Origin of the sequence: Frigoribacterium faeni (assembly GCF_007988805.1) — a bacterium.
GTDB classification, from domain to species: Bacteria; Actinomycetota; Actinomycetes; order Actinomycetales; family Microbacteriaceae; genus Frigoribacterium; species Frigoribacterium faeni.
The window spans coordinates 24,514-34,823 of sequence record NZ_BJUV01000030.1 but is presented as its reverse complement, the minus strand read 5'-3'; the positions used below and the strand labels follow the sequence as shown (position 1 = coordinate 34,823).

Sequence of the window (10,310 nt, the reverse complement as noted above, 5' to 3'; positions counted from 1 at the left end):
CCCGAGCCGACGCCCACGCCCACGCCTGAGCCGACGCCCACGCCCGTCCCCGCGACGGTCTCGGTCGACGGAACGGTGTCCGACATTCTCGGCGCCCCGGTGACGGACGCCCCCGTCGAGGTGCTCCCGGTCGAGTCCGCCGACGTCGTCGCCGCGTCGACGACGGACGCGTCCGGCGCGTTCGTCGTCGACGGCCTCGCCCCGGACACGGACTACCGCCTGTTCGTCGACGGCTACTCGGTGGCCGTGTTCACGACCGGCGCGGACGACGTGTCGCTCGGCTCGCTCATCCTGGTGCGCGGCGTCGTCCCGACGCCCGACGACCCGATCGGCGGCCCCTCCGTCGGCGGCCCGGGGACGGGTCTCGCCTTCACGGGTTCCGACACGGGCGCGCCGATCGGCGTCGCCGCCGGCCTGGTCGCCCTCGGTCTCGTGCTGACGGCCGGTGCCGCCGTCCGCCGCCGCCGGGCCGCCGTCGAGGAGCGGGAGTGACCCGCGCAGCGGGACGGGAGTGACCGCAGGAGGCGCGGTGTCGGCACGACCGGCACCGCGCCTCCTCGGCTCAGGTCGTGGAGATGCCGGCCCGCAGCTCCTCCTCGGTGAGCTGGGGTCCACCGCCCGCCGCGGCCACGGGGTCCATCCACATGACGTCCCAGTGGTGACCGTCGGGGTCGTCGAACGACTTGCTGTACATGAAGCCGAAGTCCTGCGAGCCCGACGCCGTCCCGCCGGCGGCGAGCGCCTTGGCCAGCATCGCGTCGACCTCCTCCTTGCTGTCGGCGCTGAGGCTCAGCTGCATCTCGTTGCTGACGGTCGCGTCGACGATCGACTTGCTCGTGAACTGCTGGAAGAACGGCTTGACGAGGACCATGAGGTGGATGGTGTCGCTGATGACGACGCAGGCCGCGTTGTCGTCGGTGAAATGCGGGTTGATCGACCAGCCCAGAGCCTCGTAGAAGGCCTTCGAGGTGGCGAGGTCGTCGACGGCGACGTTGACGAAGATCATCGTGGGCATGGCGCACCTGGTTCCGGTACCGCCGACGGCCCGGTGCCGCCGGTCGTGGGGCCAGGATGGCCCCACCTCGGTCGCCGGTCAAGATGTGCGGCCGCCCGGTCGGGAGGAGTTGTCTCGACACCATGAAGAACACCACACTCGGCCAGGTCGACGGCGGACTCGACGTCGGACGCATCGGCCTCGGCCTCATGGGCATGTCCGCCTTCTACACCGGCAACAGCACGGACGACGACGAGTCGGTGCGCGTCATCCACCGCGCGCTCGACGTCGGCGTGACCCTGCTCGACACGGCCGACATGTACGGCCCGCACACCAACGAGCAGCTGCTCGGACGGGCGCTCAAGGGACGCCGCGACCAGGCCGTCGTCGCCACCAAGTTCGGCAACGTGACCGACCCCGAGGCCCGCGCCGAGCGCGCGGTCGACGGCCGGCCCGACTACGTGCGGAAGTCCGTCGACGGGTCGCTGCAGCGTCTCGGCATCGACCACATCGACCTCTACTACCAGCACCGGGTCGACCCGCAGGTGCCGATCGAGGAGACCGTCGGCGCGATGGGAGAGCTGGTCACGGCCGGCAAGGTGCGCTTCCTCGGGCTGTCCGAGGCCGCCCCCGAGACCATCCGCCGGGCCCACGCCACCCATCCGATCACCGCGCTGCAGACCGAGTGGTCGCTGTGGAGCCGCGACCCCGAGGTCGAGATCCTGCCGCTGACCCGCGAGCTCGGCATCGGCTTCGTGCCGTACTCGCCGCTCGGACGGGGCTTCCTGACGGGCACGATCCGCTCGGTCGACGAGCTCGACGAGGACGACTTCCGTCGCTTCTCGCCGCGGTTCTCGGGCGACAACCTCGAGGCCAACGTCCGCATCGTGCAGCAGGTCGACGAGGTCGCACGCGCCGTCGGCGCCAAGCCCGGACAGGTGGCGCTCGCCTGGCTGCTCGCCAAGGGCGAGGGCATCGTGCCGATCCCCGGCACCAAGCGCCGCGCGTACCTCGACGAGAACGTCGCCGCCGACGAGGTCGTCCTCGACGAGGACCAGCTGCACCAGCTCGACGACGTGGCCGCACCCCGTGGTGCGCGCTACGCCGACATGTCCACCGTCGACCGGTAGGCCCCGAGCCTGTCGCTCGGCCGGCCCGGAGCCGAGGAGGCACGGGTACGGTCGAGCGATGGACGACGTGATCAGACGGCGGGCGCTCGTGCGCGGCGCCGTGCAGGGTGTGGGGTTCCGGTTCTCGACCGAGGGCGAGGCCGATCGGCTCGGCGTGGCGGGCTTCGTCCGCAACCGGCCGGACGGCGCCGTCGAGGTCGAGGCGGAGGGGCGCCCCGACCGGGTGGCGCTGTTGATCGAGTGGCTGCACGAGGGCCCGGGCAGCGCCGTCGTCGAATCGGTCGACGTCTCGGACGTGCCGCCGGTCGGCGAGAGCTCGTTCACCACGCTGCACTAGACCGGGGCTCGGCGCCGAGGGAGCGTGAGACCCGGCCCGGGCGCTCACACACACCCGACAGTGTGGAGTGTCCCGGACCGGGCGTTCTCGGGTGACCGTCTCCGGGCACGAGTCCAGGTCTACACGCCCGAGGAGGGCGACGGCTGCATGTCCGGGGTGCGCCGACGGATCCGTCGCCGGACACCTCCCCCGGCGGCTCCGGCGGCTTCGGGGATCCCGACCTCACATCCGGGCCCCGGCGGACGTCTACGGGGTGAGTAGCATCGCCGAGTGTGAGGAGCCGACCGTGACGATCGAGCAGGACGAACAGACGACGACGCCGGCGTCGACGTCGGCGTCGGCGTCGGCGTCGGCGTCGGCGGTGATGGTCCACACGGTCGTCCCGACCCCCGTCGGAGACCTCACGCTGGTCGGGTCCGACGGCGGTCTCACCGGCGTCTACTTCACCGAGCACCGGCACCTCCCCGATCCGACGGGCTTCGGCTCGCGGTCGCGCTCCGGCGTCGGCGCCACCGACTTCGCAGCGGTCGAGCAGCAGCTGGGCGAGTACTTCGCCGGCGAGCGCCGTGCGTTCGATCTGCCGCTCGCCCCGGTCGGCAACGACTTCCGTCTCCGGGTGTGGGCCCTGCTCCGCGAGATCCCCTACGGCGAGACCCGCTCCTACGGACGGCTCGCGGGCGCGCTCGGCGACGTCCGACTCGCCCGCGCCGTCGGCGCGGCCAACGGCCTGAACCCGCTCAGCATCGTCGTGCCCTGCCATCGCGTGGTGGGCGCCGGCGGGTCCCTCGTCGGCTACGCGGGCGGGCTCGAACGCAAGAGGTTCCTGCTCGGCCTCGAGGCCGAGCAGCCCTCGGGTCCCGAGACCGGACGGCTGTTCTGAGGTGGAGCCCTTCGAGCGCGTCGTCGCCCGGCACGGGCGCACGGTGTGGCGGGTCTGCCGGGCCGTCCTCGACGAGCACGACACCGACGACGCGTGGAGCGAGACCTTCGTGGCGGCCCTCGTCGCCTACCCGTCGCTCCCCGCGTCGACGAACCTCGAGGCGTGGCTGGTGACCATCGCGCATCGCAAGGCGATCGACGTGCTGCGGGCTCGAGATCGTCGCCCCCGTCCGGTCGAGACGGTGCCCGAACCCGTCCCCGCGCCTCCTCACGACGAGGCGATCGCCCGGGCCGACGAGCTCGACGGGGCGTTGCGCAGCCTGCCGCCGGGGCAGCGGCGTGCCGTGGTCTACCACCACCTGGTGGGCCTGACGCACCGCGAGGTCGCCGAGGTGACCGGCATCAGCTCGGACGCGGCCCGTCGTGCGTCCGCCGACGGGGTCGCGGCGCTGCGGCGACTGCTCGCGGAACCGGCGGCGCCGCGACCGAGCGGCTCGTCCCTCCGTGCCGCCACCCGCTCCTCCTCCCCCGAGCCGAAGGGCGCCCGATGACCGTCTCACCCGCCGACGCGTCGGCCGATCCGCGCGACCTTCTCGCCGGCCTCGACCCGGCCGACGACCGCCTCGCGGCCTTGCACGCCCACTTCGCCGACGCCGCCCTCGACGCCGGTGCGGTCGACGTCGCCTACCGCACCCTCGACTCCCCCGTCGGGCGGCTGCTCGTCTGCGCGACCGATGTGGGCGTGCTGCGGGTGGCCTTCGAGATCGAGGGCCACGACGCGGTGCTCGATCGCCTGGCCTCGACGGTCAGCCCCCGCATCGTGGAGGCGCCGTCGCGGCTCGACCCCGTGGCGCGAGAGCTCGACGAGTACTTCCGCGGCGAGCGCCGCCGGTTCGACCTGCCGCTCGACCGGCGCCTGTCGCGCGGTTTCCAGCGGACGGTGCTGGAGCACCTGCGCGACATCGGCTACGGGTCGACGGCGAGCTACGCGGCGGTGGCCCTGGCCTCGGGCAGTCCGCGGGCGGTGCGGGCGGTCGGCACGGCCTGCGCGACCAACCCGCTGCCGGTCGTCGTGCCCTGCCACCGGGTGGTGCGCAGCGACGGGTCCGCCGGTCACTACCGTGGGGGGATGGCGGCCAAGCAGATCCTGATCGACCTCGAGGCGCACCGGTGAGCGACGTCGTCGTCGGCGACGACGGGTCGGCGCGTCCCGCGTGGGCGGCGACCGACCCGTTGATGCGCGACTACTACGACACCGAGTGGGGCATGCCCGTGCGCGACGAGCACGGTCTCTTCGAGCGACTGAGCCTCGAGGCGTTCCAGTCGGGGCTCTCGTGGGCGACGATCCTGCGGAAGCGTCCGGCGTTCCGCGTCGCCTTCGCCGACTTCGACCCCGAGATCGTGGCCCGTTTCGACGACGACGACCGGGCGCGTCTCCTGGCCGACGCGGGGATCGTCCGCAACCGGCTCAAGGTCGACGCGACGATCCGCAACGCGCAGGCGACGCTCGACCTGCGGGCGGACGGCGGGCTCGTCGACTTCGTCTGGTCGTTCCAGCCCGCCGAGACGCCCGCGCCCCGCACGATGGCCGAGGTGCCGACGACCTCGCCCGAGTCGGTCGCGCTGTCGAAGGCGCTCAAGGCGAGGGGCTTCACCTTCGTGGGGCCGACCACGATGCACGCGCTGATGGAGGCGGCCGGGCTGATCGACACGCACCTGGTCGACAGCCACCGGCGCGGGTCGTCCGGTGTGTGGCCCGCACCGACCGTCGGGTCGGCGACGCCCGCGACCGACGGCGGCGCCCCCTCGTGACGCGACTGGTGCTGGAGCCGGTCGGCGCGTACGACCACCTGCACGCGCTGGGGCTCCTGGCCGCGCACAGCATCCCGGGGGCCGAGGTCACGGACGTCCGAGCAGGGACGCACGCGCGACTGCTCGAGCTGGGCGACGGAGCCGGGCGCGCCTCCTTCCGTCTCGATCTCACCTTGCGGAGCGAGGCCGTGACGGTCGACGTGACGGCGGCGGATCCGGCGACCGGCGCCGACCTCGAGGGGATCGTCGGAGTCGTGCGCCGCTGGCTCGACCTCGACGCCGATCCGACGGTGATCGAGAGCGCGTTCGCCGACGACGACACGCTCGGGCCGCTCGTGGCGGCCCGCCCGGGCATCCGCGTGACGGGCAACCCCGACGGGTTCGAGACGGCGGTGATGACCGTGCTCGGGCAGCAGGTCTCGCTCGCCGCGGCCCGCACCTTCACCGGGCGTCTCGTCGCGGCGTACGGCCGCCCGGTCGAGGGGACCGGCCTGACCCGGTTCCCCCGTGCGGAGGTCCTCGCCGCGGCCGACGTCGACGAGCTCCGCGCCGCCGTCGGCGTCACCAACAGCCGCGCCCGGACCGTCCACGCCCTCGCCGAGGCCGTCGCCGACGGGCTCGTGATCGCACCCGACGTCGACCGGGTCGACGCCCGACGCCGGCTGCTCGCGGTGCCCGGCATCGGCCCGTGGACGGTCGAGTACCTCGCGGTCCGCGCGCTCGGAGACCGGGACTCCTGGCCGGCGGGAGACCTCGTGCTGCGTCGGGTGCTCGGCGGGCTGACCACGAGGCAGGCCGAGGAGGCGGGGGCCGGCTGGTCCCCGTGGCGCGCGTACGCCCTGTTCCACCTCTGGGCGGCGGTCCTGCCCACGGCTCCCTGACCGCGCGGGGCGGATCGACGAGGGAGCGCCTACCGTCGACGGGGACCCGCACGAGAGGACCCCGCATGAGCGCACAGCCCGACACCCACGACCAGGACGACGACCGGGCGGCCGTCGAGGCCGCCGCCGTCGCGACGTACCGCGACACCCGGGACGCGGACGGCGCGACGACCGGGTCGCCTGCCCGGACCGACACGCAGGGCGCTGACGCGTCGGGTGACGAGGCCACGCCCGACGGCGACGTCACGCAGGCGCTCGGCGGGACCCAGTCCGGCGAGGAGGACTACGTCGCCGTCAGCCCGAGCGGGCGCTCGGGCGAGCAGGACGCCGCCCTGACGGCCGACGAGGAGACCGGCGGCAGCGCCGATCCCGACGACGGCGCCCACCGGGGCGACATCGGCGCGAACCGCGGCGGCAGCGGCGGCCGCTGACCGTCCCGCCGGGTGCGTCGAGCCGTCACGACTCGACGACGGCCGGGGCCGGGTGGTGCATGCTGGTGGGGATGACTGACACGCGCCCCCACCTCGACGACTTCGCCCGCTTCATCCAGGCCTCGCCCTCCTCGTTCCACGCGGCGGCCGAGGCCGCCCGTCGGCTCGACGACGCGGGCTTCACGGCCCTCGACGAGACCGCGGAATGGCCCACCGGCCCGGGGCGCCGCTACATCGTGCGCGACGGCGCCGTCATCGCCTGGATCGAGCCGGCCACGGCGACGGCGACGACGCCGTTCCGGGTGGTCGGCGCGCACACGGACTCCCCCGGGTTCAAACTCAAGCCGAAGCCCACCACCGGGACCCGCGGCTGGCTCCAAGCCGGAGTCGAGGTCTACGGCGGGCCCCTGTTCAACTCGTGGCTCGACCGCGACCTCGAGTTCGCGGGACGTCTCGTCACGCGCAGCGGCGACACGCACCTGGTCCGAACCGGTCCGCTGCTTCGGTTCCCCCAGCTCGCGGTCCACCTCGACCGCGGCGTCAACGCCGAGGGCCTCACGCTCGACCCGCAGCGGCACCTGAACCCGGTCGTCGGTGCGGGCCCTCTCGAGGACGCCGACGTGCTGGGCCACCTCGCCGGGCTGGCCGGGCTGACGGGAGCCGACGTGACCGGGTACGACGTGGTCGTGGCCGACACCGCGCCTCCTGCCGTCCTGGGGCTGGACGGCGAGCTGTTCGCCGCCGGCCGGATGGACAACCTCTCGTCGACCCACGCCGGCCTCGTCGCGCTGATCGAGACGGCGACCTCGGGCGTCGAGCTCGACCACGTCGCCGTCTTCGCCGCGTTCGACCATGAGGAGGTCGGCTCGGCCACGCCCTCCGGGGCGGCCGGCCCCATGCTCGAGGACGTCCTCGCCCGGGTCTCCGCCGGACTCGGCGCCTCGCCGACCGACCACCGTCGGGCCCTGGCCGCGTCGTGGTGCCTGAGCGCGGACGCCGGGCACGCGGTGCACCCGAACTACCCCGAGCGCCACGACCCCGTGAACCAGCCGGTCGTGAACAAGGGGCCCCTGCTGAAGATCAACGCCAACCAGCGGTACGCGACCGACGGGCTCGGCGCGACCGAGTGGTCGCGCGCGTGCGGACAGGCCGGCGTGCCGTTCCAGGAGTTCGTGTCGAACAACTCCGTGCCCTGCGGCTCGACCATCGGGCCCATCACGGCCACCCGCCTCGGAATCCGCACGATCGACGTCGGCATCCCGCTGCTCGGCATGCACTCGGCCCGCGAGCTGTGCGGCGCCGACGACCCCGGCTACCTGTCGCGCGCGGCCGCGGCGTTCCTGGCGCCCGCCGCGTAGGCGCCCCGGGGCGGGCGCGAGTCACCCGGGGCGGGTCGACGCTGACCCGCCCCGGGTGACGCGGACCCGCCGTCCGCCGTCGAGGACCCGTCAGCCGAAGGCGTCGGCGGCGGACGCCCCGAGCGCCCAGGCCAGCGCCGCGGGCCACGCCCCGTAGCCCGAGTCCGGGTTGAGGTGACCGCCCCGGGGGATGACGACGACCGGGGCGTCGACCCGCGCCTCCCAGGTGTCGACCGGGCCGAGGGGCAGCCACTCGTCGTCGTCGCCGGCCACGACGACCGCCTCGCGCGCTCCGCCCGGCGCGAGCAGCCGGCCGTCGAACAGGTCGCCCGCGACGAAGGCGCGGATCGGCTGGCCCGCGATCAGCTCGGGGGACGGAGGCGCGACCAACGCGACCCGGTCGACCCGAGGAGGCGCATCGCCGGCCTGCAGACGCAGCCAGACCAGGCAGCTCAGGCTGTGGCAGAGCACGGTGACCGGTCCGTCGTCGGACAGCGCGTCCAGCTCGTCGCGCACGGCCGCCTCCCACGCGGCCGGCGTGGGTTCGTCGGCGTCGGGCAGCTGCGGGTAGCGGACCCGGTGTCCGACCGCCTCGAGCTCGCCCGCCAGCCAGTGCTGCCAATGGCCCGCCGGTCGGTGGTTCTGCCAGCCGTGCAGCAGCAGGAACGACGTCGGTGCGGGGGCTTTCGCGGCGGTCATGCCCCGATCCTGCCCTGTCGAGGGCCGACGACGTGGCAGGGTCGACCCATGACGTCACACCCGCCCCGGCCGCACCTCGACCGTTTCGGCGACTCGTACGACTTCGACGGCGAGCCCGCGCTCGACGGACCGCCGCCCGAGGGATTCCACGTCACCACGCGCAGCCGGACGATCGGCCACGGGCCGGCCGCCTTCGAGGCCGCGGGCGAGGCCGTGCTGCGGTGGCGGGTGCACCGCGGATCGGGTTTCGTGCCGCTCGACGTGCCCGATCGGGTCACCGTCGGCGCGACGAGCGTCTGGGGCGTGACCCTCGGCCCGCTGCATCCGCCGGTCGCCTGCCGGGTGTTCGCCGTCGTCCGGTCTCCCGACGAGATCGGCTTCGGCCACGCCGCCCTCGTCGGGCACCCGCAGCGCGGCTGGGAGAGCTACCGGGTGCGTCACCACGCCGACGGCCGCGTCACGCTCGACATCCGGGTCGTGTGGCGTCCCGCCGCCCGGTGGATGCGCGCCACCGGGCCGCTCTCGGGCGTCGCCCTGGCGCTGATCCTGCGTCGGAACCTCCACGCCCTCGACGACGTGGCGCGTCTGGCCTAGGGCCGGGCGTCGCCCGAGCGACCGCGGGCGGCGGGCACCGGCACCGTGCCCCGAGCGCGCCGTGGCACACTGGCCCGATGAGTCCTCGACGTCGCCACGCCGGTTCCGCCCGCCGTGCGGCGGCACGCGACGCCGCCCGCGCCTCGGACGTCGACACGAACGTCACCGTCCGCCGCATCGAGAGCGGCGACCTCTACGTCCGGGTGAACACGATCGGCGAGACGGGCGAACGTCCGTTCGTGCTCGTGCCCGGCATCGGCGTCTCGTCCGACTACTTCGAGCGGCTCGCGCCGAACCTCAACGAGTTCGGCCCCGTGCACGCCCTCGACCTCCCCGGCTTCGCCGGGGTGCCGCACCCGGGCCACGCCCTGACCATCCGCGAGTACGCCGACCTGGTCGGTGCGGCCATCGACGGGCTCGGCCTGACCGACCCGATCGTGGTGGGTCACTCCATGGGCACCCAGATCGTCGCCGACCTCGCCGCCCGCCGACGCGACCTCTCGACGGTCGTCCTGATCGGCCCCGTGATCAACCCCGCCGAGCGCCACGTGCTCACCCAGGCGTGGCGCTTCGCCCAGGCCGCCTGGCACGAGCCCGGTCGGGTGAAGTTCCTGGCCCTGAGCGCCTACGTGCTCTGCGGAGTGCGCTGGTTCTCGCGCATCCTGCCGAAGATGATGACCTACCCGATCGAGGACCACCTCCCTCGGATCACCGCCGACACCCTGGTGATCCGCGGCGAGCACGACGCCGTGGCGCCCCGCGACTGGGTGCGCCGGGTCGGCGAGCTCCTCCCCGCGTCGCGCCTGTGGGAGATGCCCGGGGCCGCCCACTCGGTGATGCACGCGCACGCCGAGGAGGTCGCGAAGCTCTGCGTCGAACACGCTCAGCAGCCCATCGCGTCCGACGAGGGCGCCGAGCTGCACCACTACGAGCACGCGAGCGACGGCGACGAGAGCGACGACTTCAGTCCGAGCGCCGCCGACTTCGTCACCGCCGTCGGCGCCCGCCTGCGCTCGACCGTCGCGACGCTGCGGGGCGACGACGCCGCCCTGGCGAAGGCGAAGACGGATCACGCCGAGTCGATGCAGGCCGCGTTCGACCGTCGGCAGGCCGAGAAGGCGGCCGCCGGCGACGAGCCCGACGACGGGCCTCACATCGAACCCACCGACGCCCGCCTCTGAGCCGAGGGGCCGGC

14 protein-coding genes are annotated in these 10,310 nt (G+C 74.2%); 12 read left to right on the top strand and 2 right to left on the bottom strand.

Annotated features, from left to right (window positions below; all coding sequences use genetic code 11):
- The coding region (locus tag FFA01_RS12735) for a peptidase associated/transthyretin-like domain-containing protein (RefSeq protein WP_208720922.1) at window positions 1-492 on the top strand (492 nt) is incomplete at its 5' end.
- Between the two features lie 70 nt (window positions 493-562).
- On the opposite strand, the gene FFA01_RS12730 is transcribed toward FFA01_RS12735, so the two are convergent.
- A complete protein-coding gene (locus FFA01_RS12730) occupies window positions 563-1,015 on the bottom strand; it encodes a VOC family protein (protein WP_146856562.1) in 453 nt (150 codons plus the stop codon).
- A 122-nt stretch (window positions 1,016-1,137) separates the two neighbouring features.
- Between FFA01_RS12730 and FFA01_RS12725 the strand changes: the two genes are divergently transcribed.
- The 9 genes from FFA01_RS12725 to FFA01_RS12685 all read left to right on the top strand — a co-directional run bounded on the left by FFA01_RS12725 (window position 1,138) and on the right by FFA01_RS12685 (window position 7,822).
- Window positions 1,138-2,124: an aldo/keto reductase gene (locus tag FFA01_RS12725; RefSeq protein WP_146856561.1), complete on the top strand. Its 987-nt coding sequence runs from the start codon at window positions 1,138-1,140 to the stop codon at window positions 2,122-2,124.
- Window positions 2,125-2,182: 58 nt separating this feature from the next.
- Window positions 2,183-2,461, top strand: a complete 279-nt coding sequence (locus FFA01_RS12720; protein ID WP_146856560.1) for an acylphosphatase — start codon at window positions 2,183-2,185, stop codon at window positions 2,459-2,461.
- A gap of 286 nt (window positions 2,462-2,747) precedes the next feature.
- Window positions 2,748-3,341: a methylated-DNA--[protein]-cysteine S-methyltransferase gene (locus FFA01_RS12715; RefSeq protein ID WP_371859213.1), complete on the top strand. Its 594-nt coding sequence runs from the start codon at window positions 2,748-2,750 to the stop codon at window positions 3,339-3,341.
- A 1-nt stretch (window position 3,342) separates the two neighbouring features.
- On the top strand, window positions 3,343-3,891 hold the full coding sequence (locus tag FFA01_RS12710) for an RNA polymerase sigma factor (protein ID WP_146856559.1): 549 nt from the start codon (window positions 3,343-3,345) through the stop codon (window positions 3,889-3,891).
- On the top strand, window positions 3,888-4,514 hold the full coding sequence (locus FFA01_RS12705; RefSeq protein WP_146856558.1) for a methylated-DNA--[protein]-cysteine S-methyltransferase: 627 nt from the start codon (window positions 3,888-3,890) through the stop codon (window positions 4,512-4,514). The genes FFA01_RS12710 and FFA01_RS12705 overlap by 4 nt, the downstream gene beginning before the upstream one ends.
- Window positions 4,511-5,152, top strand: a complete 642-nt coding sequence (locus tag FFA01_RS12700) for a DNA-3-methyladenine glycosylase I (RefSeq protein ID WP_146856557.1) — start codon at window positions 4,511-4,513, stop codon at window positions 5,150-5,152. The genes FFA01_RS12705 and FFA01_RS12700 overlap by 4 nt, the downstream gene beginning before the upstream one ends.
- The gene (locus FFA01_RS12695; RefSeq protein ID WP_244289834.1) at window positions 5,149-6,033 is read left to right on the top strand and encodes a DNA-3-methyladenine glycosylase family protein; all 885 of its coding nucleotides are present in this window, start codon (window positions 5,149-5,151) and stop codon (window positions 6,031-6,033) included. The genes FFA01_RS12700 and FFA01_RS12695 overlap by 4 nt, the downstream gene beginning before the upstream one ends.
- Window positions 6,034-6,098: 65 nt before the next feature.
- Window positions 6,099-6,464 carry a hypothetical protein gene (locus FFA01_RS12690; protein WP_146856556.1) on the top strand — a complete coding sequence of 122 codons (366 nt, stop codon included), beginning with the start codon at window positions 6,099-6,101 and terminating at the stop codon, window positions 6,462-6,464.
- A gap of 71 nt (window positions 6,465-6,535) precedes the next feature.
- Window positions 6,536-7,822, top strand: coding sequence for a M18 family aminopeptidase (locus tag FFA01_RS12685; protein WP_146856555.1), 1,287 nt, complete (start codon window positions 6,536-6,538; stop codon window positions 7,820-7,822).
- Between the two features lie 90 nt (window positions 7,823-7,912).
- On the opposite strand, the gene FFA01_RS12680 is transcribed toward FFA01_RS12685, so the two are convergent.
- Window positions 7,913-8,521 (bottom strand): RBBP9/YdeN family alpha/beta hydrolase, encoded by a 609-nt coding sequence (locus FFA01_RS12680; protein ID WP_146856554.1) that lies wholly within the window; start codon window positions 8,519-8,521, stop codon window positions 7,913-7,915.
- Between the two features lie 48 nt (window positions 8,522-8,569).
- On the opposite strand from FFA01_RS12680, the gene FFA01_RS12675 reads away from it, so the two are divergent.
- Together FFA01_RS12675 and FFA01_RS12670 are read left to right on the top strand one after the other, a co-directional pair.
- Entirely contained in the window at window positions 8,570-9,115 is a 546-nt protein-coding gene (locus FFA01_RS12675; protein WP_167627377.1) for a DUF1990 domain-containing protein, read from the top strand.
- A 77-nt stretch (window positions 9,116-9,192) separates the two neighbouring features.
- Entirely contained in the window at window positions 9,193-10,296 is a 1,104-nt protein-coding gene (locus FFA01_RS12670; protein WP_146856552.1) for an alpha/beta fold hydrolase, read from the top strand.
- Window positions 10,297-10,310 lie beyond the last annotated feature (14 nt).

What these genes read in the sequence shown, in the direction of transcription:
- FFA01_RS12675 (WP_167627377.1), top strand. Translation starts at nt 8,570, where the DNA reads ATGACGTCACACCCGCCCCGGCCGCACCTCGACCGTTTCGGCGACTCG.
- FFA01_RS12685 (WP_146856555.1), top strand. Translation starts at nt 6,536, where the DNA reads ATGACTGACACGCGCCCCCACCTCGACGACTTCGCCCGCTTCATCCAG.
- FFA01_RS12680 (WP_146856554.1), bottom strand. Translation starts at nt 8,521, where the DNA reads ATGACCGCCGCGAAAGCCCCCGCACCGACGTCGTTCCTGCTGCTGCAC.
- FFA01_RS12670 (WP_146856552.1), top strand. Translation starts at nt 9,193, where the DNA reads ATGAGTCCTCGACGTCGCCACGCCGGTTCCGCCCGCCGTGCGGCGGCA.
- FFA01_RS12690 (WP_146856556.1), top strand. Translation starts at nt 6,099, where the DNA reads ATGAGCGCACAGCCCGACACCCACGACCAGGACGACGACCGGGCGGCC.
- FFA01_RS12705 (WP_146856558.1), top strand. Translation starts at nt 3,888, where the DNA reads ATGACCGTCTCACCCGCCGACGCGTCGGCCGATCCGCGCGACCTTCTC.
- FFA01_RS12725 (WP_146856561.1), top strand. Translation starts at nt 1,138, where the DNA reads ATGAAGAACACCACACTCGGCCAGGTCGACGGCGGACTCGACGTCGGA.
- FFA01_RS12730 (WP_146856562.1), bottom strand. Translation starts at nt 1,015, where the DNA reads ATGCCCACGATGATCTTCGTCAACGTCGCCGTCGACGACCTCGCCACC.
- FFA01_RS12720 (WP_146856560.1), top strand. Translation starts at nt 2,183, where the DNA reads ATGGACGACGTGATCAGACGGCGGGCGCTCGTGCGCGGCGCCGTGCAG.